This is a genomic window from Leptolyngbya sp. 'hensonii' (genome assembly GCF_001939115.1).
Taxonomy (GTDB): domain Bacteria; phylum Cyanobacteriota; class Cyanobacteriia.
In genome coordinates this window covers 39,550-66,519 of record NZ_MQTZ01000055.1, presented here as the reverse complement: position 1 = coordinate 66,519, position 26,970 = coordinate 39,550, and the positions used below count along the sequence as shown (strand labels likewise).

Below are 26,970 nucleotides of genomic sequence, written 5' to 3'. Positions count from 1 at the left end.
CGAGGGGGCAATCGCCCAGTTTGACGATTGGAAACACGAGCGGGTTGCGACTTTCATTGGCTACCTCAGTAAGCATCGACAGCGGATTGTCAACTACGGCTATTATCAAGCCGAAGGCATCTCCATTGGTTCTGGTGCGATTGAATCGACGGTCAAACAAATCGGGCAGCGCATCAAGATATCGGGAGCACAGTGGGAAAAGAACAACGTACCACAAGTACTCAAGCAGCGCTGTGCTTACCTGAATGGTCAATTCTCAAAATGAGTCTTACAAAACTGGGATGCACTCGGAGGTTAGACATATCAAGACAAGAGGAGGTACTTGTATCGGAGCCAGTAGAAACAGAAGATTCAACGCTTATTCTGAAAGCCCAGCTTTTTGAGCTACATGGAGCATTAGTTATTAAGAAAATTAATATTCCGGTCACGCTACCGACCAAGCTTAAGGTCTTCTCTCTGCGAGGTGATGCAGTAGTCAGGCTCTCAGACCTTCAGAGATTCTACGGGACTGTTGCTATTGATGCCGAGGAGGTGATCCGAAAATGGGAACAATGGAATGAACATCCAAGGAAAAAGCAGAAGTCTCGGAGCCGAAAGCCTTTGAGAGAGGTAGCACTGCTCAATGGAGGGCTTGGGCATGGAACCCCTTCAGCTCTCTCTGTTTGACTTATCTCCGGCTACAGAAGGGTTAGATATTGAAACTCGTGCTGAAGAATTAGCTGATTGGGTTATTCAAGAGATGGAAAAGGAGGGTCTYGATCGTGCCGCCCARCAGCAGTTTCTTATGCACCTACAASTTAGAACACTTATGGACAGCTATGTAAGGAGGATTCCAGAAAGACAGCGTTGGCAGTTCATCGTTCGACTGATTAATGCAGTAATCGCACTTGAAAGCAATTAAAGGTTTTTCAGACGACTTCATCAATCTGTGGGGGATGGCGATCGCTTCACGTCATCCTCCTCTTGTGAACTAAGACAGTAAATCTCTAAATGTCTTACAGGAAACAGGAAATTCTCCCATTGATTGCCACACCGTGATAAAGCTATCAGCTTCAGCCAAAGTAAGTTGCCCCATCTTTATATTCTGAATAATGATGTCAGATGTAGAATAAAGGCTTATATTTCTTGCAGCAGCAAGCTTTCTAGCCTTCTTATCATCAAGAATGAGTTCATATCCTTGTTGTTGTGCAAGGACAATAGAACTCGCTTCTCCTCGGCCAAGACCTTTCTCATACAGTTTCTCTACTTCAAGTAGTTGCTGAGGATCTGTAAGAGGAATTTCAGTAATTCCTCCACGCGCAAGTGCATTATCAAGCTCCTCACGAGGTCGATTCACCTCTACCCGCACGAAATCAGTGCAGGCAAGAGGTTTAGCGACTGCTTCTAACAAATCAAATCGTCCAATCTTGAGAAATGAGATAAGCGGCTGGTTGACTGACAAAAGTGGAAGGGAAGGGAGGCTCAGCCCTTGGTAATAGGGCGTTCTCGGTTTACTGTAACAGTTACCACACTCCACAGATAAACCATGCGAACCTCCCGTCTCCATGATCAACTGCAAACTCTGTTGCGTCAATCGTCTGCTTGGGCAGACCAACGCCATCTCCAAACCTTGATTTGGATGGTCATCGGACTGATTTGCAGTGAGTGCATCAACTTGAGCAAATGGCGAGTCTATGTCAACAGTCGTGCCCGGTTTGCTCAAAGCTATCAACGACGCTTCAGTCGTTGGCTGCATAATCCTCGGATTAATGTCCAGAGGCTGTACAGTAGCTTAATTGCCCAAGCGCTGAGGCGTTGGGGGGAGGCATCCATCACCGTGATTGAAGACACCTCGATGCTGTGGGATGAGTACTGCCTGGTACGGGTATCAGTGCAGTATCGGGGACGAGCAGTTCCCTTGGTCTTTCGCGTGCTGCGGCACAACAGCAGTAGTATCAAGTTTGAGGTCTACCAGTCGATGCTGAAGCGAGCCGCACGGCTTTTGCCTGCGGGAACTTCAGTCTGTTTTCTGGCAGACCGAGGCTTTGCTGATACTGACCTGATGCGGTATCTGCGGGATGAATTAGGCTGGCATTTTCGGATTCGGGTCAAAAGCAACAGTTGGATTCACCGTCCCAGCAAAGGTTGGATTCAACTCAACCAGTATCCCCTGGGGTTAGGGGAAGCAATTCTTCTGCAAGGTGTTGGGTTGACCAAAACCCAGAGGCTGGACGGGTTGCACCTAGCATTAGCGCGGGATGTGCAGAGTCAGCAGGTGTGGATGGTCGTTTCTGATCAACCCACAACTTTGCAAACCTTTCGTCAATACGGCGAGCGCTTTCAAATCGAGGAGGAACTGTTAGACGAAAAATCCAACGGCTTCCAATTGGAGCGTTCTGAAATTCGCTCGGTTCCTGCCCTCTCACGCTTGTGTCTGGTGATGGCGGTCGCCACGCTCTTGCTGACGGTACAAGGACAACAAGTGGTGACTACGGGCAAGCGGCGTTGGGTGGACCCGCACTGGCAACGCGGCAACAGCTATTTCAGGATTGGCTGGAATTGGCTCAAGGGGGTCCTTTATCAGGGCTGGAATTTGTTCGTGACGCTTTCTCTCAGTGGAAAGGCAGATCCAGAACCTAGCTCGGCATCAAAAAAGCAGGAGAAGAAACGCTTGAAACGCGAATTCACTGTCAAAACCTACTGCTTTGTTCCATGAGTTTTGTCAGTCAACCAGGATAAGCGGAGAAGCATCCACAACAAGGAAAGGTTTTGACGACAACCCCACAACTATTCCTCAATATCAGCCATAGCAACCGGCATAAGATCCTCATACGGAATTCCCGCAAGCTCACATACTGATCGAAATCGTCCCGCAGATATTTTACCTCTACGAAATGCTTCAATTCCCAGAATAACAAGTTGACGCATTAGATAAGGTTGATCATCTTGAGCCTCTTTTTCCTCAGAAAACAGATCGAAAAGCTTCAAAGATTTTAGTAGCTGCTTTCCTTTTTCTCTTTGTTCAAGCAGTGTATCAAGCTGGCTCTTACTTATTGCGTTAATGTCTCTTAAACGTATAGCAGCAACATCATAGCTCACAATATATTCATGAGCTAAAAGTGCAACATCATGCACACTGATCTTATGTGCATTTCCATCGTGTCTTATGTCATGATGAATTGCTTCATTTGTAGCTGCATCCCAAATCCAAGAAGACGCACGGCTTGGACGACCTTTTTGCTTTCGTTCTAGCGTTTCATAAACTCCTGCTGCTGGAATTAAAAATTCACTTGCAAAAGCGTTCGCCCGTTTTTCTATGAAGTCATTCCTATTCTTAGTAGAAGTTGGTTCAGGCTCTCTCCGATTACGATCTACAAGCGCATGAGCATACTCATGTGCATAGGAAAATCGCTGTCTGACCAGTGCCTGTCCTTCATGAATGAATATCGCTAGTCCATATTTATCATGGGCAATAAACAGTCCAGAGACATCATCAGGAAAGGGAACAGCAGCCGTCCAGATCCCTTGAGAGGCTATGAGGCTAACAATATCAGAGATTGGTCCAGATCCCAGCTTGAGACGTTTCCGCTCAAGTACAGCAATTTCCTTTCCCTGTTCAATTGCCTCTTCGTAAGAGTTAGGAGCGGGTAACTGATAGATAGGTGGAAAGGCATGAATCTGATCACCTAATGCCTCGCGCAGCCGAACAGCTTCCTTAAGTATCTCAATGTTATGAGATACCTCCTTACTCCATTCCAATGGAGCGTTCCCTTGAATACGACCAAGGGTAGTAATGGGATCTTCTTGAAGAGGTTGTTCAACTAGAAATTCAGCCGGGTCTCTTCTATAAAGTCGCGCTAGCAGAAGCAGTTCAACACCAGTAACAGTTCGAGCACCTTTTTCAATTTTTACGATGGCAGTCCGATCAAGCCCAACAGCTTGGGCTGCCTCCTCCTGGCTCAGCCGGACGTTCTTTCTCGCCTCCTTGAGCCTTTCTCCGATCGCTTCATGTGTAAGTGTCATAGCCGTCCTCCTATGTTCTATGATCGCACTTTTTCGGCAAAAAGACCAGAAGAATGTTGCCGATATAGAACTTTTATGTAATAATTAAGATAGAAAGTGCTTTATTAGCACTTCTAAATCGTAACTATTTGATTTCAAAGGAGAGCCTTATGGCCAAGAAAAACCAGCATGTAGTGCCGCACCCGCAGGGATGGGCCGTTAAGTCTGAGGGCAGCGAAAAAGCTTCCTCGGTTCACAACACCCAGGCCGAAGCCATTGAGCGAGCCAGAGAAGCAGCCCGAAATCAAGGTTCTGAGCTGTTTATCCACGGTCGCGACGGGCGTATCCGCGAACGGGACTCCTACGGTAATGACAACTATCCTCCTCAAGGTTAATCACATGCGTATCCAAAAAAAGCGAATTCTAAATCTAGAACGTAACCTCCCTGGTGTTCCTCACGGAGTAGAGGTTGTACTCGTTGCTCCGATCGACGACATAACAAGCCAACGCCTTCAACGTGTGGGATTTTCTGCAAGCCCTCGCGTCGGGGAGAAGATCCTCCCCTCCCGCCTTGGCCCCATTTCACGTTTTAATGCTGAGGGAAGCTTCATTCGGCACCGAAACCAGCCCAAAGAGACATGTTACAAACAGCGTGAATGGCGCTACCAACAGTGGCACGGTAAAAATAGGATTGAAGTCGTTGAGTTCGTTGACGTACCTTACCATCGCTACCCTCGAACACTAGTTCCCCCTCCCGGAATAGAGCTTTCTGTTGTTGTCCTTCCAGATGGAAGACTAGCAATCGCTACAGAAGAGTCTTTTCTTTTTGCCCCCACAAAACCTCGCAAGCTTCGCCATGGGATCAATTTGATGCTTGAGCTTTTTGGCTTCTGCGATGTTGTAACCAAGGACCTTCTACCAACTGGAGTCGTTCCGACCATCTCTTTAAATTGGAAATTACTGCCTCCAGGTGAGATGCCTTGGAGCAAACTTGAGCCCCATCTTCACCGTGTCCTTAATGTCCGCAGAAAAGGAGCACGGCCAGTTATTGAGCACCGATTGAAAGAGATAAATAGCTACAAGCCAGCATTTGTAGCTGTAGGACACGGTGGCTTTACAGGGTACGTAATTTTTGGGTTTCCAGAGGCTGGCATTTACGTCCTCGAATGTGCTCATTATGAAAATGCCACATACGTCTTTGAAAGTGAGTGGAAAGAGCTTTCAAAACTAACTAAGGCCGAGATCCTGGCTCAAGAGCGTCATAAGGCGAGACTGGTTCACCAATCTCATTGGGAAACACGTATTCGCTCTTTATTCAAAAGTGCGGAGGCTGCATAGTTCCTAGAAGAGGCATTTTACAGCCGTATTCTCTCGATTTCATCAAGGCTAATAGTGTCTTCTCGCCGGTCGTACAACGCCGTCGTCCGGCTATCTTCATGCGCTGCAATCTTCTGGGCATTGTCCCTGCTACCGCCATTTCTTAAGAAATTAGTAATTCCTGAAGCACGGAATGTATGGTTACAAGCATCTGTATTGACCCCTGCTGCAAGGGCTCGCCGCTTAATCATAGCCCAGGCTTCCTGACGCTGAAGTCCTCGCTCTGTAAGCTTTCGCGTCCGTCCAACTGTTGTGCGAAAGAGGGGAGTCCCTTTTTCATTCCATAGCTTCGCCTCATCCATATACTGGTCAAGATATTCCTCGGCCTTATGATGGGTCGGAATCTCGTGGTACTTGCCTCCTTTTTCATGCAGCCTGAGCCAGTACCGTTTGCCTTTTGGAAAGTAGTCTTCAACCTTCATTCCCAGAACTGCACTGACCCGAGCAAAGCTGAAAAACATCGTGGCAATCAAAGCCCGATCGCGCATACCCACAACGTGGGACACATCAATAGAGTCAAGTAGCTCCCGCATTTCTTCATCGGTGAGCACCGGCGTCTTTCCTTTCTTAACTCGGTACTTTGGTCCCTTGACCTCGGCTGCTGGATTATCCTTGAGGATGCCACCCGTGACCATCCAGCCGAACATCGAACGAATCGCCGTGAGATGTTGGTTGATTGTTGGAGCCGATCCAGGATGACGTTCAATGTAAGCCGCGATCGCAAGCGCACTGATGCCAGAGAACTCTAAGCCTCGGTCCTCACACCAATCGAGGAACTGCTTGACGGCCTGGGCATAAGCCATACGAGTGTTTTTGTTTCGGATGCTCACCAGGAAGAACTCCATGAATCGGCGCGCTGTGCTTTCACCAGCTTCGACCACGATCGCCGGAAGGAGAATTTCAGGATGACCAGAAGAGCTTAGTACAGATGAATTGCTTTTGAGTACGATCGAGTCGCTCATGGCCGATCCTTTAGGTGGCTGATTTGATTAAATATTCCGTGTTTTGAATATATGACATAAAAAGGGATTATGTCATATAAAAGCTCAGCACGGGAGTCATTATTTTTTCCGAAGAATGAAATTGTCTGGACTTGTTTGCCTATTGCATGGTTGCTTAAGACTGGTTAGTGATCAAACATGCTTACCAATAACAACCAACTAACTGAACAAGATATTCACATCACTCTGGCGGCCCTTCGATTCATGCAGGCAAATCTCCCTCGGATACCAGAAGAAATTCAGGCGATCGCAACAAACGATGGAGAGTTACCACTGCCTGATCTGGAAAAGCTTGATTCACTTTGCGAGTTGCTCAACTTTGACCTACCAAGGATGCCTGACCCAAGCCCAGAGAGCTAATTTTTCGACTTTAGGAAGTTATAGATGTTTAGCACCCTGTCTCCCCATCTCGCGTTCAGCAATTCCAGGGACTGCGAATGATTACGATACCCGATATTAGTCCTGATAAAATCAAGCTCGAAAAGATGAGCAAATTAGCGTTGAGTTTTCCATCTTTAGAGAATGCTCCTGGAGCAGATCCCTGGGATCAGCATACACTTGATGCATGGGCAACTACTGCTATTTCCCACGGTGAACGCTGTACCGCCCAGTTTGTGCTTTCCGTATGGGGACACACCACGATGAAGAACTGTCCCTGGAAATGTGGGCCATTTGATTTCATTGAAGCCTTCTCAGTGTGGGATGATAATCATCGAAATGCTTTTCAGGCGTGGATTCGAGATCCGTGGTGGCCTTAATTTTCACCCAGTGGCATCATGTTAAAGCCACTAAACCATTTGCAAGTTTTTCAATTACAGTCGCCAGTTGGACAACACCTGATTCTGTAACAATCAACCTTTGCCCAACATCGAATCGACAATCATTTGAGCGATCTATATATTGTTGATCAACAATACCATCAAGGTGAGAAAGCACATGTCGCTGCTGAAAGTAAACCAATAATGACTGATATTCAGTACTGTCTAATATGTCAGTGTAGCCTGTACCTGTTGCAGAACGCCAAATTGCATCTGACTCACTAAGGCTTTGAAATAGATTACGACGGATAGAAAAAGATCCTGAATTTGGAAGTTTTTGAAAACAAGCTTCGGCGTATCTTTGAAACGACGATACGATTTTCACTAAGCCATTTTCACAAATATGACGAATTGAGTCTTCTGCCACATTTTTGTTGGTAGATTCCTCTAATGCGGTGCGAATAACCGGAATCGCAGCAAGAGTTTCCTTAACTGTTTGCAGAGAATTTGAGAACGTTTCGAGCACTGAGTTGTGACCGCAAGAGGGACAAAAGAAAGCAGCACCGATAGATGAATAACGGCACTTGCACTCATCGCATTGAAACTCCTGAGTCATGACCTCGGTTGCACTTGCAGGAATAGGAATCGAAACCGAGCCTGGTTTATACGACATCGACATTTTAATGAAGCTGTTTCGATTCTGTGATCGATTAAATCTACGCGCATCAGATTGGAAAGCCTCTCCAAGCTGTTGTTGCACATAAGCATAGGCTGAATTTTTTATATACTCGTCCTGCTTGGGAGTATTCCACTCAGTAGCCTTAGCATCATGACGGCATAGAGGACAGAAGACTTCTTCATCACGAACGATATCGCGCCAGTCTTGAAAGAACACCTTGAAATGAGTTTTACATTCGTTTGAAGGGCAAACGCGATCAAGGTAACCGTTATCATCAAGCTCTAGTTGAATTGAAACTTGAACACCATGCTCAAGCCGCTTGAGCTTACGAATTACATCATCAAACACACTTGAATCTCCTTGAATAAAGATGTCTTAGTGTCGTAACAGAACATGCTGCATCTGGGCTCAAACTTGCCCTGAGTCTCTACACCAATCAATGCGTCCTTCTCGTACCCAAAAATGACATTTGCAACCAGCAAGCTGTCGTACTGATGGATGCAGAGTTGGACGACTGAGCCAATCGACAGTAACACGCCAAGATGGATGTCGGGAGGTGTTGAGGGATAAAAGAACAATTTCCCCACAGTCATCTGGGCAACGGAAGCAAGCCCATTTCTGATATTTTCTGTCTCCCACAATTAYGATCTCACCAAGGGCTATTTCTTCAGGGCTAGGATGAGAAGGCGCTACCCGACTTACAAAATCAGGCTTTGGAATTARCCGAAGTGAAAYAAGMAAATATCGGATTATTGAATGCACACGCATAAKGCTATACCAAATCAAGAAATGGCTCGATATCTCCCCTTCCCCAACACTCACYGTTGYTGCATACAGGGCAATGTTCCTTTGATCGCGCTCCTTGYTTTCGATCAGTCAGAAGGTGATATTTYCTGACTCGTTGAGCTACGGTTCCATCCTCACCGCGAAATCCTTGAATGCGGTGAACYAATTCCTCTAGTGCCATGATTGCTACATCAGTTGTGAAAAGAACCACGGCTGGACTTGGGTTGCCTTCACCGAAGACATACGCTTCTGCCTTCCGCCTTTCATATTCTTCGGGTTGTTCCCGTTTGAGTGCCTCATCACGGGCGATGATTGGATCGATCACTTCACGGCAGAGTAAGCAGGTGTAGCTGGGTACAAGTGTTGTAACTCTGCCATCTAAAGCCTGGATCTCTGGAGGTTCTGAATTGGAAACCTCGATCGCTAATCCCATATCAAAGACGGGGGTGAGGTAGTAGTAGGCAAAACGGTTTAAGAATAAGCGGCCAGCATGGTCATCCGTGCAGCTAAATACAACATCACAAGATTTCAGAGCATCTCGGCACGCTGGATCACCTATCCAGGTCTGGTGGGTTCTTACCTCAACACCAATGCCCAAAGCTGCTAGCGATCGCGCAACAACTTCAACTTTTGGGCATTGCTCCTGAGCATCAGTCCACGTTGCACCATGCAGCCGATTCAGATTCGTTTCCTCAACTACATCTTTGTCAAGCAGGACAATTCGCCGAACTCCTAGCTTCGGTAGCAGCATGGCTACTGCGCTGCCCGTGCCACCACACCCAACAACACCTACCCGCAACATGGACAAGTCTTGAGTCAAGGCTTTGCCGAAAGCAAGTGATTGTCGGTGGAAGACAGGTGATGATACCCCCTCCCCGCGCCCTGGATAATAAAGCTGAATTCGATCGCCAATAGAAGAGATGAGATTCAACGGCTCATACTCTTTGGGATTCCTCCAGCATCGCCCAATCACATTCCCCTCTAACGTCAAAACGAGGCTCAAAAGCCTCGTCTTTTCTCCGTTTCGGTTGTGAGCTAACTGCACCAGATCGGGTTCATTGCGATCATCCTGATCAGAAAAGGCTTCTAATCCACCAGGATGACTGTGGACGATTGCAACAGTCATCCCTTTGGTCTGAGCAAGCTTTAAGGCACGAACAAAGGAATCTGTTTYCCAGGTGATGTGCTGTGACGARTGGGAAACRATCTCCTCGTCTGGAATAGGCAACACATCATAGGACAGGTACTTTTGGCGAGGYAGGTTAGTCCACGGATCAGACTCGATGAAGCCTTCACCGCAGAGTAGATAAGCRGCTCGCTCTCGGCCATCGTCATGAAAAAGTTTGGCTTTTAGCTCTTGAAGGTGGCGTTCCTGCAACGTCAAAGTTACGAAGTTGGTCATGCAGCCACCTCCARTGCATGTTCCACGCGCTTCAGCATTGTCCAGATACCATCAACCCCAGATCGCCACTCATTGTTATGACGTGACCAACGCTGCCACGATGCTCCATTGAACGCAAAGCGCTGGTCAGCGGCTTTTGGATACCGACTCTGGGCAGCAAGCTTGACCCAAGGTTGCAGGTAGAACATATCCGGTGGTGTATCTGGGTAGCCTGCTGGGAGCAGAATCAACACATCAGCTTGGAGCACGTCGTACTTGTTGGCTGGAAGCCTAAAGGCAGGGAAAATMAGCCCCTTCTGGCTTCCATCGACGATTTCTTGGTAGACAAACCCCTTGCTTTCCAAATATTCCCGATCGCGGGAAGGCAAAAAAGGCATGGTCTACCCCTCCGTCGTGGTTTTCTTACCAGTGAAGAATCGCTCGACCCCTGGAGCTGTAAGGTCAACTGTCTCGGTATTTTCTACCGGACGGTCTTCCCCTCCTCTGACTTCTAGCCAGACTCCATACGTTTGAGGGTCAACCCCTGCGAGCTGTTTAAGCTTCAGCCCTGTGATGAGAGGTGCGCCCCACTCAAAACGGCGACCGTCAATTACAAAGCGGAACGAGCGATCGCTGCGCCAAGTGATGAAACGCTCCACACCGCGCTGTCTCAGGTCAACGGTCTCATCCAAACGGATTTCCTCAAGCTGACCGTCCGGCAGCAGATAGAAAATGAGGAACTCATCTGATGGTCTCTTACCAGCCGTGTCCAGCAGTTGAAGTCCTGTGATAACTGGATCTGAGACGGAGTAGGTGTTCTCATCGACTTTAACCCGGTAATTCTGTGATGTAACCATAATGCAATTCTCCGATTGCGAGAGTGAACTTTGATTGCTATAGTGCAATCACTTTTATTTATTGCACATGTGATTTAGAATTGCAAGTGAGCAACCGGGAGGCGAGATGGGAAAGGTCGAATTCAACGTGGAGTCCTTTTATGCGGCACTAGACAGTCAACGTCAGTCGAAGAAATTGGCGTGGAAGCAAGTTGCTGAGCAGTCTGGAGTTAGCGCATCAACATTAACCCGCATGGCACAAGGGAGAAGACCTGATGTCGATAGCCTCGCTGCGTTGCTAGCATGGTCAGGTCTTAAGGCTGAATTTTTCGTTCAAGGTAGTGAAGAGATTCAAGTAGAGTCTGACCCACTCGCCCAGATCACGGCGTACTTACGGGCAGACCCTCACCTCACACCGGAAGGAGCAGCAGCACTCGAAGCCATTGTCAAAGCTGGATATGAACGTCTACGCAAGGATCGGGAAGATTGATGGGTGAGTTCCGTCGTGGTTTTAAGACCGAAGCTAACAACTATGCACGGGAATTTAGAGCTGATCTGGGGCTGAGTCCTCATGCACCACTTTGTCCCTGGAAATTAGCTGCTCATCTTGAAATCCCGGTCGATCCCTTGTCCTCATATGTGGGAGAGATCCCAGAGGCTGTTCAGTACTACATGAACCATGACTCGCAGAGTTTTTCAGCAATTACTATCTGCGACGGTTATCGACGGCGGATTATCCATAACGATTCGCATCACCCTCGTCGGCAAGCTTCAAATATTGCCCATGAGCTGGGCCACGGCATTCTCGGACATATGCCTATGCCTGTCCTGGATAAGAACGGGTGCCGTCATTTCAATAAGGAACAGGAGGATGAAGCTAACTGGCTGGGGCCAGCACTGCTTATTTCTGAAGAAGCCGCGCTCCATATTGTGAAGACAAAAATGAGCATGGATGAGGCAGTTGATTTTTATGGAGCAACGAAGGATGTGATCGTCATGCGGATTAATGTCACGGGGGCTAAGAGGCGTGTAGCTCAAAGAAGTAGCCGCTTTCCAAGATGAACGACCAAGCTTAGGATTTGCGCTTCGAGAAGTCAGAAGCTTGTAGGTTGTTGATTAGTCGGTTAGCTTTCTATATCTCCCTGGCTATTGCGATATTGTTGGGCCGACTGTGATAGTGCTCGAATCTGATTCCCGTTTAGCTCATAAATACTTCTTAATTCATGTGAGCCTGGGCCTTGTCTAAAACCATTAACAAAATATTTGCGCTGCAAACCAACATATATGAGTGCAAGAGATCTGTTTTCAAGAAACTGCTGAAGATAATTTTTCTTAATAAGTAATCCTGAACCTTGCTCATTATTGATTGTCGCTATTTGCAGAGAACTAGCAGAATCTATCCAACCGTACAAACCATCCCACTGCAATCTGCCGAAATCAACAAGATCAGGGTATGGTACTAAAAGATTTGGTATTGATTCTTCCTCACTACAGTCATACTCAAATTCCCCTCCTCTTAGTAACTCAATGCAGGTGTTCTGCGCTGCGTCTGTTCCGGGAACAGAGCAACTAAGATCTATCTCACCAACTTCTATTCTCTGTTGAAGAACCAATGTATTGGGATATTCACCGATGAGCAATCGATAATCATGTGGCTCATCAAGATGAGAACGATTGTAGAAATCATCAGTAGAGCGTGCTGCTCGGCGTATCCTTTTCAAGTCTGCATATGGCACAAAAGCTGATTTAAGTAAGATAGAAAAGTTTCGATAAGAGCGCTCATCATCAGCACTAAGTTCTGGTGTATCCCTCAGACTTAAATACAAGGATAGGTAAACCCAATCGTCGCTACTATTGTCAGATATCTCAATTACCTCCATAGTATTTAGGAAGTTCTCATCCCATATCCAGCTTGCATGATCCAAGTGAGAAAAAGCACTAAAATCGTAAGCAATTGGCTTCCACCACGCTAGATATTCAGGATTTTGTGGGAGGAATGAGCGTAGATCCGTCAAATCAATATCTCTAAAATCGATTCCATGCACTCTAGGTAAAGACGTTTCTCGTTCATCTCCCCACAATTCTATTTTTCTTGGTACATGGTCGGAGATAATACCTGCCAGTTGACGCAACAGTATCCAGTAATACTTCTTGCCCAATCGTTCAGCCCAGCCTGGTCGTGCGCGTCCTCCACCGTACTTACTCAGTAAATGCATGTCATATCGAAAACACTGCTGCCCTTGCCCTGGATAGCCCAGCTCAGACACACTCCTTATAAACCAGCGAAAAACATCTTCTCGGCTGATTTCTAATGACTCAAGATCATACGCTCTTAGTATCCGAGGCTCTACTACATATCGAGCAAAGTCTGTACCTATCGCAAAATCACTGAGGTTCATATTTCTTCTAAAAGGTTCCTCATTTACGAGGTGACTAACATCCTCCTCTGTTGGAAACATAATAGGCCAGTGACTAGCATAAGGTGGTCTAAATCGGTCGGTACTAATTGCTTGGTCTAAGATATTTTGCTGATATGCTAACTCCACAATGAGCCTCAACCAGTCTCTGGTCAACACGCTATCTGGAACAGAGTCCTGAGCAAAGAACTCGGTATAGATGGCCTCAGCAGTATCCTTAGTAAAATGATCATCTTTGAGATGTAAAAGAGTACTATAAGCTGCGAGGCTTACACGTTCCAATATGTAGTCGTCATCAACTTCGGCAAAATGCAAAATAATTGGCTTAATGATTGTAGGTTGTATCAGAAAGAATCGCGTTAATCCTTTGCTAGCACGATCGCGCACCCTTCTGTCTGAAGATGCACAACACCATGCCAGAAACAATGACCATAGCCGTGCAGTTTCTTCACTGAAAGCAGTAAGATCTGCTTTCAGTGACCACTCAATTAACTGCCTTGCTCTGCCTTTCTCCTCAAAGTCCTTGTGCAGAGTGAAACTCCAAAATGGATCCCTTGTTGTTAGATCAGCGTCCCAGTTCAGCCTGTCTATAAATCCAGCATTCAATGGATGGTTAGGAACTGGAACCATGCCAAATAAAGCACTCATGACATTGAATGCTATTTGGCTATTGCGTAAACCCTCATAAACTAAAAGCTCAGTGTGGCGAGAAAAACTACTCGGTGAACGCCACTCAAATCCTGAAAATATAATCGGTAGAAGAACCTGAACTCGATTTACAGTATCAAGCACATCAGCCAGTTCTACGTGAAATCTTTCAGGCAAAATGATGGATAAGGCTTCGAGTACACCCCTATTTTTTAGCAGTTCTTCAGTGTTGTCAGAAGTTGGTTGAGTTGAGTTGGCACGAGCAGTTCCGTTAGAGTACTCTAATATAGACTCTCTAATGAAACTGATGATGTTTGTCTGCGGCTGCAATTCTTGCGATTGTGAAATTGTGTGAATTCTGGTGTCAATTTCATTAATCACTGAGAGAGCAATCAAAAAGTCACCGATGCGCTCAAAAGTGAATCTACAAAACCACTGTCTAGGAGCAAGAGGTCTTTCTTTCCGAAATAGAAAGGAAATAAGTCCTTCCTTCTCTAATTGCAGAAAAAGTGAACGATTATGATCATCAGTTGAAAATATTCTGCCAACTATATCTTGAGCAATCTCACGCGGAAGAATTCGTGTTCTACGTTGGGACATCTCTTGTGCAAGTGCCTTGACAGCCGAATAGACTTTGTTGTCCCTGAAGTCATATCGACACACTTGAGCAGCACTCTTATTTTTACTGTCAAGAATAAGCCTAAGAATATCCGTGAATCCAAGAGACCCTAAAGGCAAGGATGCAAGCCCTTCATCCTGTAGTCCAATACAAACAAGATGTAGAAAAAGTGGATTCGCAAACTCTCGTTGCAGTAGTGGTGTAGCTGGAGGTTCTAGTTGATAAAACTCAAAAAACTTCTGTATTGCCTCAAACTCTCTCCCGACAAAACCGTTATGCTCAAAGTAAGGGATCTCACTTTCATCTTCAATCACTTCATCTAGGTAAGTATCTCGACAAGATATGCAGAGCTTTAGCCAAGGAAATTGAGTGATCTGCTGACGAAGAGTAGGTAACCATGCTTGTTTCCAGCGACTTCTATCTTGTGATTCATTGAGAGCATCAATACAAATCAGAGCTGGAATTCCAGCCGATTCGCCAATCGTATCAATCATGCTCCAGAACTCATCACGACCAACATCCCCTGGAAGCCCCAACTTTCGTACCATCACCTCCCAAGGTTCTCCACCAGCAAAGTCTTCACCGTAAAACACAAGGCAGAGTTGTCCATCTGCATACCGATGAAGAGCATGATCGATAATTGCATGTGTTTTTCCCACTCCTGCTGGTCCCCGAAGAAGCATCACTTTGCTCCGAGGCAGTCGTGCATCAGAACTTTCCAGCCACTCTTCTAGTTTCCTGAGTACGGTTACTAGTTCTCTCGATGTATCGAGTTTTGCAGCAGGAAAATGTACATTATATTCCGCTTCAAATTGGCGAAATCCAGGTGTATCAGCATTATCACCATGATTCGCTATTAGATCATCTAGAAAGATTTGTTCTGCCTGCTGGCTTTCTTGAAGTAAATGCTCAACATGAGAACTAACAGCTTCTAAATTTAGGTGTTGGTCCCAGGAAGATGCCTCTCTGAGTTCTATTTCTAATTGACTAAGTTGATTAGAAATAGATGCGGCTAAATCTTGACCATCCTCTGGTAAAGAACTGGAAGTACTTATATCTTGATGCCAGGAACTAATAGTTTTACGAAGAGAAGCAAGGAGAATCTCAGTGCGCTTTCGCCACTTGTCAGTACAAGAAAATGCTTCTAAGGCAGCAAATGCAGGTACATCAACCGAAAGTCTAGGAGTGTAGCGTCTTCCTGCTTGAACTTTAGCTTCGTCGAGCCTAGCACCAAACCAATCCCAACCCATAACATTGCTATCAAACCAATAGCGACGTAATCCCCCATTTATATCAACAGCAAGTAATCGATCGCATAGGACGCTTTCTGTCCAGACTTCAATGACGATATCAAGACCGTTAGTTTGAAGCTCTTGTCGAGCATTTTGAATCCAATCACAAAGCTTTTCACTTTGACTTCTACCACGGCGACCCCTTGCTGTAGGGCCTGTAGGGTTAAATGGGATACAAAATGTATACCTCCTAAGTTCAGGATGATTACCCGTAGCCTGCTGTAAGGATTCAGTCATTTGTGCAAATTGAGAGTCACCAAGACCATCAAAGTATTTTGCCTGAAGCCCCCATTTCTCTCCATTCGGTGAAATCCAAAGAGCTTCAACACCGCCATCCCCTCCTGCTCCTCGAAAACGTTGATATGCGCTGTTAGGTTCAACTTCTGGGGTGGTTAGACGACGAAATATTTGGCAACAAAGTTCTTCAAATGCCTCTCGTACTCCACCATTGAAAGGGCGAATTTGTTGAAAGTTGATTTCTGGCATAAACAGTTTTGATTTGTAGTATAAGTATCTTTCTCTAGTGGGGAATTTCTTGGTATTTTTTCTATAATCCTGGAATACGCCTGAGAATATCTTTTGTAACAAGCATTTCAAACTGACTCCGTATTGCTCGTGCTGCTACAGAATCAATCATTAGAACACCTGCTTCAAGATTTCTTTCATGTGCGGCCTCTGTAAAATTAGCGGAGGTGATTAGTAATCGCTCATCATCAACAACGATGCACTTTGCATGAAGACAGGCTTTGGGGCCAGCTTCCTTTGAAAGCGATCGCGGATAGTAAAACACCTCTGGGATGCGCTGCCCCAGCCAGATATCATTCCGAAATTCCTTGGAAAATTCCTTCAATAAGAAAACCTCAGAGGTATCACTTTTATATGGCCGCTGCACATTGAGAAACATTCTGACCTGTAAGCTTGGATTTGAATCCATACGAGATGAAAGCACTTCAAATAGTTCTTGTGCCTTCTTACCTCTGTCGATCGCATAGCTTGAAATTAGTACGCTCTGTTGAGCTGAGCTGAAAAGTTCTCGCACAACTACTGATGTGTCTCTCGATTCAGCTCCAGTTAGCTCATGACCAGTCCAAACTAAATTAACGCGGTCTTTGGTATTTTGAGATGACTCTCTCTCTTCTGCCAGCAGCCGTAATGTATAAGCAATATGTCTCTCAGCCATTCCTGATGAGTAGAGCCGCTGCAATTCATCAGCGATATTCTGAGATATTGCTGACGGAACATAGGTTGCCACATTGACGGAATGAAATGGAGCAGACAACCTTCCTGATTCGAGGGCTGTCGCTATGTTGATTAAGGCGGGACGGCTCAACTGATGGAAAGGAGACATTAGAAGACATCATCTGGGAAAAATTCGGCTCCGAGTTCTTCAACCGTATTAACAACAAGTGCCCGATCAAGAAATTCGTTGCGACGTTCACAAGAGGTTTCAGCAATGAGTAAACAGCCATGACACGCTGAGCCATGAAGGAAGCGGTCTTCCTGTGGATTGGTTGGTTCGTGTTGAGCGCAGACCGGATCGTTTGAGCAAAGCCTTCCTAGTTCTAATGCTCTTGAAAGGTGTTGCTCAATGCGTCTCCCAACCTGAACGAGTCCACCTAAAGTTCCTTCAGAACCAGAAGTTCCGGTATAGAGCAAAATTCCATAACCTGTTTCATTCGCATAGATACGTTCACGAATTGCGCTGGCTGCATAGCCACACTCTAGTGAAACTGCGGTAATCAAGAGGTGCGATAAAGAATGCAGCATGATGTAAGGAATACCTGGAAACCGCCCCTTATCTCTTGGAATCCCCCTGCTATCAAGCCATTTGAGAAAACCTTCTTCAAGACTTTTTCCTCGTGCTTTAACAGCCGATCGCTTTACCCACTCTTCAACTCGTGACTTGGGGAAAGAGATAAATACACCCTCGCCTTTATTCTCAACAGCAGGAACCCAGTACGATTCAAAATCAAGAGCAGCTCGTCTAACGTTAATCGCTAGGTCGTCCAATTCCCCTTCAATATTTGGCATTGATGCCTCAAATCGGGTAAAGCCAACCTGGGCTATCACTTCACGTAAACGGTGAACCAGGACAACGCGATCAATAAAAGGTTTCCACTTTTGGTCAAGACCATCAAGCTTTCGAGCACGAGCATCAAAGTCGCTGCTCATACTGAGTGCCTCTTTCCCCATCTCCTCTGGGCAAGCAAGCAATGCTTCTAGTTCAACTTGTTTGATGCTTTTATCTGGTGCTGCTTGCCCACTCTTGCGCCGCTCTATTTCAGCCCAAACAACTGCGGCTCCAAATCTTGATAGCTCACTATAACGATCTTTTGTAAATTCATATTTGAGAATATCGAGATTAGGAACATGCTCAAGCTCTCCCTCATAGAATTTATCGAGAGCTTTCTTGAGTGCTGCATCTGGATCAGGAAGCGAAATAACGCTGAGGGTTTGACTGAAATAGGCGTTACTGGCAGAACGAACAAGCAGCCGATTGTATTCTGGCTTATCGGTAGTAACAATATTGCCAGCATCATCAATCTTATGAGCCACACAAGGTTCCTGTGCCCCATATCCTAACCAGGGTCGTTTACCTTTGCAGGGGCCTAAGACCTTTGAGTCTTTAACTTTTGCTGTTGCCAATGGACGACGAGCGTTACAGGCTTCGCAACGAACAAAAATCTCCTCAAAATCGTTGCCTGAGCCACCCTCATCTAGCCATAGTTGGCCTCGACAAGTTGTCCTGAAGTCTTCATGAACGAAGGCATACCAGTCGATGTCGTCTAAATGCCCATTCACACATGCCTGAACGAATCGGACTGGAACGGCTGTCACCTTACTGCCTTCAAACTTTGCGCCTCCTTTCACCGCATTCCATGTTAGAAAAGGGCGAGTTCGATATTCCTTACCTTTGACTTTTACCGTGCGATCAATCTGAGCCAAGAACCAGGTGGGAAAGATGAACGCATCGATACCGGAGAGCGGAGCATTGGCATCTTCAGCTTGTCTAGGCGGTGTGTAGAACTTAATATCCTCAACTTCCAGGATCTTTGCGACTTTGCTTCTAAGACGATCTTCCCGAATCACCTTTCGTTCGCCTTTCCAATAGTTCAGTCCTGCAATGACCACGGAATGGTCAGGGAGATCGACCATTGAGCCTGGGCCAAACGTGTTTAATAATTGGCTTTGCCGAAGTTCTCCAGCAGGGGTGGGCTTTCTCTTTGACTTCATATTGACTCTCCATCGATCTCTTGTCCTGCCGGATCACGAACCCATACATTGACTGTGGGTTCTACATCTCGCAAACTCCGCTGCGTCTTAAACTTTTGCTGCTCTTCAGGAGCTTCATCCGCTTTTGGGTCAAAGGCATCCAAAAGCAGTGGGGCAGCAAGGTCAACTTCCTGCTTGTTGTACTGAATGCGCTTCTCGCGATCGCTAATGCGCTCCCAGGTATCTAATAAATCGATAACCTGTGATCGGACTTCCTGGCGTAAAGTTTCCGCTGCATCGGCTAAAAGATCAGGATTATGGCCTTCAGCTCGGTGTGCAATGGTATTCACTACCGCTTCGAGCGCTGAACGGTTCTGCTCAACCTGAGAGGCTCCCAACGGTGGGGGCATCTCGTCAATGCTCATGCGTGCCAACGCAACGGTCACTCCTGCAAGTCCACGATCGAGGGCACGGGGTGAAAAGGGAGTGACACTCGTTGCTTCAACGGCTCGGTAGAAACTGGCGTGCCAACTCTGGAATCGTTCGTAGTGGGAGCGATCGCGGGGTCGATGAATATTCAGGAGCGTGACCACTAAGCCTGGTCGATTTGAATCCCGTCCAACCCGACTGGTCGTCTGGATGTACTCCGCTGCCGTCTTCGGCTGGCCTAACACCACCATCAATCCCAGACGAACGATGTCCAGACCCACCGAAATCATATTGGTGGCTAGTGCGACATCCACTCGCTCCGTCTCAGTAAACGGCAGTGCAAGACGACGCTTGGTGTTTGCCACTTTATTAGTACTCACACGCGAGGTGAGTTCCTCCGGTTCATCATCAATCTTACGATTAGCGAAAGGGCCAGACTCCTCACCGTATCGCAGTCGTCGTTCTCCGTATTTAATTAAGCGGGAGTTGACCTCATCTTCGATAATGCGGCGACTACCACCCAGTTCACGTAGAGAGTTGAAGTAGCCCAACAGAGTCATGTAGGGATCGGCTGGATTGGGTGACGCTTTGGCTCCTCCTACGTCCTCCCATTCCTTGCAAGCCGCAGCAAGCAGGGCAAGGTAAGCCCTCAAGAGGACGACTTTCAAACTTCGCCCTTGAGCTGCAACCCCTATGTATAGCCGACCTGGAGATTTGTCTGTAGAGATGGTTTCTGCAAAGAAGGAATCGTGGCGATCGGGACCAGGAGGCGGAAAAATATCCACATGGCTGCGACCAAAGAGGGCTTGAATCTGGCGATCGGCTCGTCGCACAGTGGCAGTAGAGGCAATCACTTTTGGGCGGATGGCTTTTCCGTTTTTCTGGACACAGCACAAACGATCGATTGCCGTTTCATAAAGACCCACCATCGTACCGAGAGGACCAGAGATTAGATGCAACTCATCCTGAATGACTAAATCAGGGGGTGGTAGATGTCCCGGTAAAGGTTTACCCACTTTGGTCGGATCAGCAGGGCCATAGAAACCTTCCTTTTCACTGTGGTGAGTCACTTTACCAAACAATGCTCCTGTCTGCCCCACCCACGGAAGGTTAGCAAATTTATCAACAGTCGCAATGATGAAGCAGGGAAGCCTACGGTAAATGGGTTCATCCACTGCAATAATCGGCAGCGGGTTATCCCCTCGGAATGAACACCGACGATTGCTACAGATCACTCGTAAGTCTTTGGGAGCATCAGAATCTGGCAGTAATTGAAAGGAGACTGCCTTAAATTTCTCACCACACCAGGGACATTTTTCAAGGGGGATGGGAGAGGGTTTACTGCGATCATCTCGTTGGAATGCCAAGGTTCTGGCACGGGCAGAATATTCGTCATTCTTGTCGCCTTTTTTCCCCATCCGGTTTGGAGTTGCGCTCTGCCCCACCCATAGCCCAATCTCAAACGGCCATGTCCCCAGTCGTTTATCCTGTTGCCGTTCTAGCTCCAAGGCACAAATCAACCGTGAAGCCCGTTCTAACTGATCGAGGGTGAGCAGTCGCAAGGTATAACGCATCAGCACACTGACACCAGCCGCTTGAATACCAGGATTCCTCAATCGTCGCAGTACCAACGCAAAAGCTGCGAGTCCCAAGTAGGCTTCCGTTTTTCCACCACCTGTCGGAAAAAAGAGAAGATCGACAACTTCCCGATCAGGATGCTCTGGCTCAGCAATACTCACCAGATTGAGCAGGATGAAGGCAATCTGAAAAGGTCGCCATGATGGTGGCTCGAACTCAGCCGCAGGTTTTCCTTCCTCCTGGCTGAGTTGCTGCCGTCGGGCAGTTGCGATCACGCGATTCATGAGCCGAAAAGCGTCCAGCACATCTGGATCGTCGAGGGCTGTTAACCCAGCCGCAATTCGTTGTCGCGCTCGATCAGCATTCTGGAGCAACTTCTGGCTCACCTGCGCAGCGTGCCCTTGTAAAGGAGTTTTACCTTGCTTCGTTATCCAGGACTCGTAGGCTGTGACCATTGGCCCAACCATTTGTCGGAGCGTGACCGCATCGTTAGCACTTGCCAAAGCCTCCATGCTTAGCTCAATCCCTGGAATATAAGCGGGTGCTACTCGTGCGACCTCAGCCGTTGGAATCCAGTTGGTGCAGATTTTCGTACAGCTTTTGCCCTCCGACTTAGCAATGACAGAGACGTTATGCCCAACCGCAAACTCATATTCGTCGCGATATTGCACACTGGCGACTGCTTCATCCCAATCGATGCTTTCACCGCCCCGTGGGTCAGAGCGAGGAATAAAGCCTTCAGTACATTCCAGGGACAGACTGGTTTGAAAGGCAAAGGTCGTATCCCGATCGCGATCCATTGAACTGGCGCGATAGTTCACAAGGAAAACCGAAACCGAACGGGTTCCTTCAGCAAAGCGGTGCGATCGCACCGGGCGATTGGCGATGACCAAGGTGAGACCACTGCCACCCGGCACGTCGATATGCTTTGGTTGAGACGTTACTGAGAGTGGCACCGTTAGCTCTGCTTTTTGAGGGACACGCTGCCAGCCGATTTGCTTGCGCCGCTCCTCTTCTTCTTCCTGGGTTTCCTCCTCTTCGAGGTCGATCGGTAGATAATCACCCCAACAGACAGTCGCCTTCAGTTCGGTGACTTGTTCCGACACCAGGAAGCTCAACCCCATTGAGGACGGGAATGGCACCTTACGTGCAGCCGCTGCTTCTGGCACAGCCGCATCTTCACTCGCAGCATTTCCGGCTTGTTGATCCAGCTCTTCGTCTACGGTCTCATCTGATTTCAGGTCAATAGCTGCACCGAAGGGGGCAAGAAAACCACATAAGTACCACTTTGAGGGGGCCTGAATCAGCACCTCGTGTGCGTGCTCTCCATCATCTGGAGTTGGCCCGACCAGATCTAATTGGAGAGCATCAACGAGTTTCGTGCGGATTTCAGCGGATGTGATCACAAGCAAGCTCTCCCTATTGACAAAAATGACCAGTTAGTATGGTACTAATGAAAACCCCAATTTTGCTCCCTATCCTTACAAAAGCACCTAATAAAGAATTTTAATTGCCTCATTCCTAACCAGACAGCAGAATCAGGTCATATGAGCCAAAATAATACATATATACGGGTGAATTGCGGGATTTTCCAGAGCCTAATTTCAGCTACTCTTTCTTAACTCAATTCCAGGTAGGATGCCTCGTGAGTCGGAAAAAAATTTCAGACCGGGAAACTAAGCTGCTTTGCCTGCAATCAGGAGGAGTATGCGCGTTTCCGAATTGTGGAAAGTCCTTGATTCAGGAAGGAAGCAATTTAGATGACCCCGTTGTAACGGGAGAGATTGCCCACATTGTCGCCTATGAACCCGGAGGCCCACGAGGAGATAGCTCCTTTCCTGAAGAGGATCTGAACAAACATACGAATCTGATTTTGCTCTGTGGCGATCATCACAAGCTGATCGATTCTCAGTTAAATACGTACAGTATTCCCGTCCTGCGGGAAATGAAGCGAGCACACGAGGCTAGAAGTCGTGGCTTGAATCAACCAGACAAACCCGAAATCTTGGAGTCTTTTGTTAAGGATAGTTTACACAGTAGCCTGCTTGCGGTTTCCCATCTCCCGGCTGTCGTATTTTCAGCACCCACCGACTACAACGATCGCCAGGAGCATCAGGTTAAGGAGCAGATGCAGTATCCATCTGACCAATGGGAACTGGCTCCCTTTCTGTTAAAAGAAGGACGACTGTACGCCTTCCATGACCTGCGAGAAGTTGGCAATCCATTTCATACAGTCACCTCTAACCGAGATATTCAGCAGATTTCCGCTCAAACGCTTTGGGATTCTGCGGAAGGAAAGCGTCGGTATCAAACTTTACTGAATCGTTCGCTCTATAAATTCACAGCCCGATTGAACATTCGGTACGATCCTGACCATTGGCGTTATTTTTTTCCTGCCACTGAAGACAAGAAAGAGCGTGCCGTCATTTATCGACCCCTGAATCAAAGTCAATCTAAGCGGAATGTTGCATGGCCGCAAAAACGTAAAGCAACTGGCGAGACCAAAAACTTTTGGATCCATCTTGCAAGCTCACTCAAGTTTCATGAAGTAGCCCCTTTGCAATGGGGTTTGAGCATTCGACCTGAACGTCATTTCACATCAGATGGCTCTACTCCTCTGCCTTCCAAACAGATTGGTCGTCGTGCGACACGGCTCAAAGCCCGAATGTATAACGACCTCTATCTGAGTGAAGTTCACTTCTGGCGAGACTACCTCAGTCAAGGAAAGCCTCAGATTGTTCTTAACTTTGGGAATCAATCAGCCATCATCGATACATCGCAGCTCCTTACCTTTGACATTGAGTGGCCCGGAATTGCTGAAGACACGAAGCCATTCAAAAACCAGGTTTACGCGCATGACCTGTTTAGCCTCAGCGAGTACCTCCAGGCACTTGAAGGGGAAGACAGCGACTATGAGGAGATCGATGAGGATGAGGACGACGAGCTGGATGATGAGGAGTAAATGAACACGGTAGTGAACAAAATTAAACCGCTCGAATTGAATCGTCCGAAACTTTCCGCTCAGTATTTTGATGAGCCGAAGCTGCTTTTTGCCGACAATAGAGAGCATAGCGATCCTAAAATTGGCATTGCCCTCTATGGCCCCCGGTCGCTCGGAACCAGTCGCCACAAACAGGAAGTTCATATCGGGTTCATTGGAACTGGTGAGGGGATGACTGCTGCCAGGAAGTTCTATAGCGACCTAACCGATGGTGTTGCTGGAGACACGGGACAAATCTCATTCCCCGGTTGCAAGGCTGACCGAGGCTTTCGCTGTGAGCTTCGCATGGATGACAATCTTTTTGAAGCAATTACCAGAAAAGAGACAATTGAAATCCTGGGTATCACTAATCAAAAGGAGCGTTTTGAGCGGTTTCTAGGGGTTCTACAAACTAAACTAGAGCTGCTGACACAGCGGGACTATCCTCTCGATTACATCGTTTTTGTTCCGCCCAACGACCTCTTCAAAAAATGTCGGGTTGCAGATTACCGAGTTCAGAAAATTCCTATCCATCGGGATCTTCGGCGTGCATTCAAAGCACTGGCGATGAAGTTTCATAAGCCGACGCAAATTCTTCAGGAAACCACGATCGGCTTAGTTGATTCTCGGCGGCAATTGGATCACCTATCTCGTATTGCCTGGAACCTCTTTACCGGACTCTACTTCAAGGTTGAAGGTCTGCCCTGGTCTCCAGTTGGTTTAACTCCCGGCACTTGCTTCATCGGAATTAGCTTCTTTCGACCACTCGGTAGTGCAAGCACCCTACGAAGCAGCGTAGTGCAAGCGTTTGATGAAAATGGTGAAGGACTTGTTCTTCGTGGCCCTACCTTTCACTGGAATAGTTACCAAGAAGAGCGATCGCCCCACCTCTCCGAAGAAATGGCTCACGAGCTGCTGCAAATGGTGCTCGATCGCTATCGCAGTGAACGGCGGCAACTGCCCCGTCGTGTTGTTATTCATAAAAGCTCGCGGTTTGAGCCGGAAGAGCGATCGGGGTTTGAGAAAGCCTTATGCGCCTCTGGCGTTGAGCAGTATGACTTGGTTTCGCTTCGCATCTCGAATGATGTTCGCCTGATCCGAGCAGGGCAGTACCCGCCTTTACGAGGTGCCAGCTTCAATGTGGGGGATATTTCCTACCTCTACACAACTGGCTACATCCCAGAAATAGGAGGCTATCCACATGGTCATGTCCCCTCGCCGCTTCAGGTTGCGGATCATATTGGGGATGCCTCCGATGCTCAAATCAAGCAGGAAATTTTGCTGCTGACTAAGATGAATTTCAACTCTGCTGATTTTGCGGGTTCTATGCCGATCGACCTGCGTTTCTCTCGACTCGTCGGTAATATTTTGCGCGAAATCCCAGCAGAGCAATCGCCGCAGCCCAAATATAAATATTACATGTAGGCATTTCATCGCTAAGCCAAACTTTAGAGAATAACGAATCCAGATAATACACCTATAAAGCTACTGAGGAGGAATGCTGTTAGGTTACTAAAACTTCAGCAAGAGCGCCGGAGCAATAGAATAATCCATTCCAAATTGGATGTCTACTGGAGCCATTCGTCGCCAACGGATTATTGGGACGGAAGAGGCGACTGTCTCAATCTATCAACACACTAGACGAAACAAACTAATTAGACTATCCTGGTTATAGTTCATTTGAACTACAGCCGTTGTTTAACTACCTTGTCAAATTCTCTGGATAGCCAAATTATCCGGATCTTTCTGTGTCCTAAGCGTATTGAAGATCAAACGAGTTTAAAGGTCTTCGTATGCTGCCATTTCGCTCTGCTATTTTGGATGCCATGAAAGCCCTATCTAACTCTTCGTCAAATAAACCTTGTAATGACATTAAGACAGAGCTGAAGAGAATTCGAGAAGAACTCAATCAGGAAGTTCTTGATGTATCAGAGGGACTACGTCGTTATACAGATCTTGTTGACAGCTATTACTCGCAATGCCACCCGTTTGGCAGTGGCAAGTTTGAAAGTGACTATCAAGATTTCATAGAGCTTGTTGGACATTCTATTGTAGTTGGCAACTACTTTCTACTCGAAAAGTGGGCTATTCGGTATCCAATTGAAAATCCCACCTGCTTAGCTCAACCGCTTCCTAAGTACGTTAATACATTTAACTCTGTAACAACGACTCATTGGGAGCAGATATCTCAACAACTCAAATGGCCATCACAGGCAAGAGTGTACTGCGAATATTTGGTTAAACACTGGAACCTTGTGATAAACAACTCCAAGTAGCTCAACTAATTTTTTGTATTTTCCTTATTCTCTAGGTCAATTTGAAGTGCTGCAAATAGCTTTGCTGCTTCAGCCGATGTCTCCAGTACTTGCTCTGCTCCGGGTATACGAGCTTGTAAACCATCAATCTCTTGTCTTCTAAGCTTGATATACTCAAGTAAACGAGAAAGCTCTTGATCTAGCTCCTTTAAGTACTCATCTGGTTTCTTGAATTCCCCTGTAATCAGGAATTCATTAACCTGACCTCTTATGTCATTCAACTTTCTTTCAATACTTTCAAGGTGACTTATAGAGCCATTCGTTAAATCAGTAATCTGTTCTCTTACCTCTCGAAGCTTGTCGTTCCAAGTAGCACGCTCAGATTGCAATTGTCCATTCTCTTGTGTAAGAGACTTATTTACTCTCTTGATTTCTTGGACTTCTTTTCCTTGCTTTGGCAACACAAAGAACGTAAGGATTAAAAGCAGTGGAATAGTCGTAAACCATAAGAAGAGCCTAGTCTTTTCTGAGGGACTAGAAACAATAACAGTAACTAGTGAAACTATTGTTAGTATCAAGATCAGGGCTGGAAGCCTTTGCTCAACATAAATATATTTTACGAACTCCCCACTCTGCTTGATCACGTTACTGAAAGGATCGACACCGCTTATATTAGCTTCGCTTATGCTTTTCTCTGGATTGTCTGGCATGTGCTATCCTCGCAAGCTATTATGCTTGGA

Annotated in this window: 23 protein-coding genes and 1 pseudogene; 11 read left to right on the top strand and 13 right to left on the bottom strand. The window is 46.8% G+C overall.

Features of this window, described 5'->3' with window-relative positions; translation table 11 throughout:
- Both BST81_RS23810 and BST81_RS23800 read left to right on the top strand, forming a co-directional pair.
- Positions 1-265 (top strand): annotated as a pseudogene (locus BST81_RS23810) (ISKra4 family transposase); the annotation flags it as partial.
- A 372-nt stretch (positions 266-637) separates the two neighbouring features.
- A complete protein-coding gene (locus tag BST81_RS23800; protein WP_075601015.1) occupies positions 638-901 on the top strand; it encodes a hypothetical protein in 264 nt (87 codons plus the stop codon).
- 69 nt (positions 902-970) lie between these two features.
- Here the strand turns inward: BST81_RS23800 and BST81_RS23795 are convergent, their stop codons facing one another.
- Positions 971-1,441, bottom strand: coding sequence for a hypothetical protein (locus BST81_RS23795; protein ID WP_216351438.1), 471 nt, complete (start codon positions 1,439-1,441; stop codon positions 971-973).
- Between the two features lie 84 nt (positions 1,442-1,525).
- Here BST81_RS23795 and BST81_RS23790 point away from each other — a divergent pair, with 84 nt between their 5' ends.
- The gene (locus tag BST81_RS23790; protein WP_143780474.1) at positions 1,526-2,695 is read left to right on the top strand and encodes a transposase; all 1,170 of its coding nucleotides are present in this window, start codon (positions 1,526-1,528) and stop codon (positions 2,693-2,695) included.
- A gap of 71 nt (positions 2,696-2,766) precedes the next feature.
- Here BST81_RS23790 and BST81_RS23785 read toward each other — a convergent pair whose 3' ends face one another.
- Positions 2,767-4,002, bottom strand: coding sequence for an XRE family transcriptional regulator (locus BST81_RS23785; protein WP_075601013.1), 1,236 nt, complete (start codon positions 4,000-4,002; stop codon positions 2,767-2,769).
- 149 nt (positions 4,003-4,151) lie between these two features.
- Here BST81_RS23785 and BST81_RS23780 point away from each other — a divergent pair, with 149 nt between their 5' ends.
- Together BST81_RS23780 and BST81_RS23775 are read left to right on the top strand one after the other, a co-directional pair.
- Positions 4,152-4,376 carry a DUF2188 domain-containing protein gene (locus BST81_RS23780; protein ID WP_075601012.1) on the top strand — a complete coding sequence of 75 codons (225 nt, stop codon included), beginning with the start codon at positions 4,152-4,154 and terminating at the stop codon, positions 4,374-4,376.
- Positions 4,351-5,319 (top strand): hypothetical protein, encoded by a 969-nt coding sequence (locus tag BST81_RS23775; RefSeq protein ID WP_171974838.1) that lies wholly within the window; start codon positions 4,351-4,353, stop codon positions 5,317-5,319. The genes BST81_RS23780 and BST81_RS23775 overlap by 26 nt, the downstream gene beginning before the upstream one ends.
- Before the next feature lie 17 nt (positions 5,320-5,336).
- Here the strand turns inward: BST81_RS23775 and BST81_RS23770 are convergent, their stop codons facing one another.
- Positions 5,337-6,320 (bottom strand): tyrosine-type recombinase/integrase, encoded by a 984-nt coding sequence (locus BST81_RS23770; protein ID WP_083637049.1) that lies wholly within the window; start codon positions 6,318-6,320, stop codon positions 5,337-5,339.
- Between the two features lie 476 nt (positions 6,321-6,796).
- Between BST81_RS23770 and BST81_RS23760 the strand changes: the two genes are divergently transcribed.
- Complete coding sequence (locus BST81_RS23760) at positions 6,797-7,117, top strand: hypothetical protein (RefSeq protein ID WP_083637048.1); 321 nt, start codon at positions 6,797-6,799, stop codon at positions 7,115-7,117.
- Positions 7,118-7,133: 16 nt separating this feature from the next.
- Here the strand turns inward: BST81_RS23760 and BST81_RS23755 are convergent, their stop codons facing one another.
- Genes BST81_RS23755 through BST81_RS23735 form a run of 5 tightly spaced genes read right to left on the bottom strand, consistent with a single transcriptional unit; the run spans position 7,134 to position 10,820 of the window.
- Complete coding sequence (locus BST81_RS23755) at positions 7,134-8,144, bottom strand: hypothetical protein (RefSeq protein ID WP_075601009.1); 1,011 nt, start codon at positions 8,142-8,144, stop codon at positions 7,134-7,136.
- A 60-nt stretch (positions 8,145-8,204) separates the two neighbouring features.
- Entirely contained in the window at positions 8,205-8,564 is a 360-nt protein-coding gene (locus BST81_RS28995) for a DUF6527 family protein (protein WP_075601008.1), read from the bottom strand.
- Between the two features lie 4 nt (positions 8,565-8,568).
- Positions 8,569-9,966 carry a ThiF family adenylyltransferase gene (locus tag BST81_RS23745; RefSeq protein WP_253188463.1) on the bottom strand — a complete coding sequence of 466 codons (1,398 nt, stop codon included), beginning with the start codon at positions 9,964-9,966 and terminating at the stop codon, positions 8,569-8,571.
- 14 nt (positions 9,967-9,980) lie between these two features.
- Complete coding sequence (locus tag BST81_RS23740) at positions 9,981-10,361, bottom strand: E2/UBC family protein (protein ID WP_075601006.1); 381 nt, start codon at positions 10,359-10,361, stop codon at positions 9,981-9,983.
- Positions 10,362-10,364: 3 nt separating this feature from the next.
- Entirely contained in the window at positions 10,365-10,820 is a 456-nt protein-coding gene (locus BST81_RS23735) for a multiubiquitin domain-containing protein (RefSeq protein ID WP_083637047.1), read from the bottom strand.
- Positions 10,821-10,926: 106 nt separating this feature from the next.
- On the opposite strand from BST81_RS23735, the gene BST81_RS23730 reads away from it, so the two are divergent.
- Together BST81_RS23730 and BST81_RS23725 are read left to right on the top strand one after the other, a co-directional pair.
- The gene (locus tag BST81_RS23730; protein WP_075601005.1) at positions 10,927-11,289 is read left to right on the top strand and encodes a helix-turn-helix domain-containing protein; all 363 of its coding nucleotides are present in this window, start codon (positions 10,927-10,929) and stop codon (positions 11,287-11,289) included.
- Positions 11,289-11,861, top strand: coding sequence for an ImmA/IrrE family metallo-endopeptidase (locus tag BST81_RS23725; protein WP_075601004.1), 573 nt, complete (start codon positions 11,289-11,291; stop codon positions 11,859-11,861). The genes BST81_RS23730 and BST81_RS23725 overlap by 1 nt, the downstream gene beginning before the upstream one ends.
- A 62-nt stretch (positions 11,862-11,923) precedes the next feature.
- Here BST81_RS23725 and BST81_RS23720 read toward each other — a convergent pair whose 3' ends face one another.
- From BST81_RS23720 to drmA, 4 genes are all read right to left on the bottom strand, one after another.
- The gene (locus BST81_RS23720; protein WP_075601003.1) at positions 11,924-16,261 is read right to left on the bottom strand and encodes a hypothetical protein; all 4,338 of its coding nucleotides are present in this window, start codon (positions 16,259-16,261) and stop codon (positions 11,924-11,926) included.
- A 61-nt stretch (positions 16,262-16,322) separates the two neighbouring features.
- Complete coding sequence (drmC, locus tag BST81_RS23715; protein WP_075601002.1) at positions 16,323-17,123, bottom strand: DISARM system phospholipase D-like protein DrmC; 801 nt, start codon at positions 17,121-17,123, stop codon at positions 16,323-16,325.
- Positions 17,123-19,009, bottom strand: a complete 1,887-nt coding sequence (locus BST81_RS23710) for a DUF1998 domain-containing protein (protein ID WP_075601001.1) — start codon at positions 19,007-19,009, stop codon at positions 17,123-17,125. Before BST81_RS23710 ends, drmC begins: the two co-directional genes overlap by 1 nt.
- Positions 19,006-22,401, bottom strand: coding sequence for a DISARM system helicase DrmA (gene drmA / locus BST81_RS23705; RefSeq protein WP_075601000.1), 3,396 nt, complete (start codon positions 22,399-22,401; stop codon positions 19,006-19,008). Before drmA ends, BST81_RS23710 begins: the two co-directional genes overlap by 4 nt.
- Before the next feature lie 329 nt (positions 22,402-22,730).
- Here drmA and BST81_RS23700 point away from each other — a divergent pair, with 329 nt between their 5' ends.
- The 3 genes from BST81_RS23700 to BST81_RS23690 all read left to right on the top strand — a co-directional run bounded on the left by BST81_RS23700 (position 22,731) and on the right by BST81_RS23690 (position 26,251).
- Positions 22,731-23,957 carry an HNH endonuclease signature motif containing protein gene (locus tag BST81_RS23700; protein WP_075600999.1) on the top strand — a complete coding sequence of 409 codons (1,227 nt, stop codon included), beginning with the start codon at positions 22,731-22,733 and terminating at the stop codon, positions 23,955-23,957.
- Positions 23,958-25,400 carry a hypothetical protein gene (locus BST81_RS23695; protein ID WP_075600998.1) on the top strand — a complete coding sequence of 481 codons (1,443 nt, stop codon included), beginning with the start codon at positions 23,958-23,960 and terminating at the stop codon, positions 25,398-25,400.
- 368 nt (positions 25,401-25,768) lie between these two features.
- The gene (locus tag BST81_RS23690; protein ID WP_075600997.1) at positions 25,769-26,251 is read left to right on the top strand and encodes a hypothetical protein; all 483 of its coding nucleotides are present in this window, start codon (positions 25,769-25,771) and stop codon (positions 26,249-26,251) included.
- 5 nt (positions 26,252-26,256) lie between these two features.
- On the opposite strand, the gene BST81_RS23685 is transcribed toward BST81_RS23690, so the two are convergent.
- Positions 26,257-26,940, bottom strand: coding sequence for a hypothetical protein (locus BST81_RS23685; RefSeq protein ID WP_075600996.1), 684 nt, complete (start codon positions 26,938-26,940; stop codon positions 26,257-26,259).
- Between the last annotated feature and the right edge of the window lie 30 nt (positions 26,941-26,970).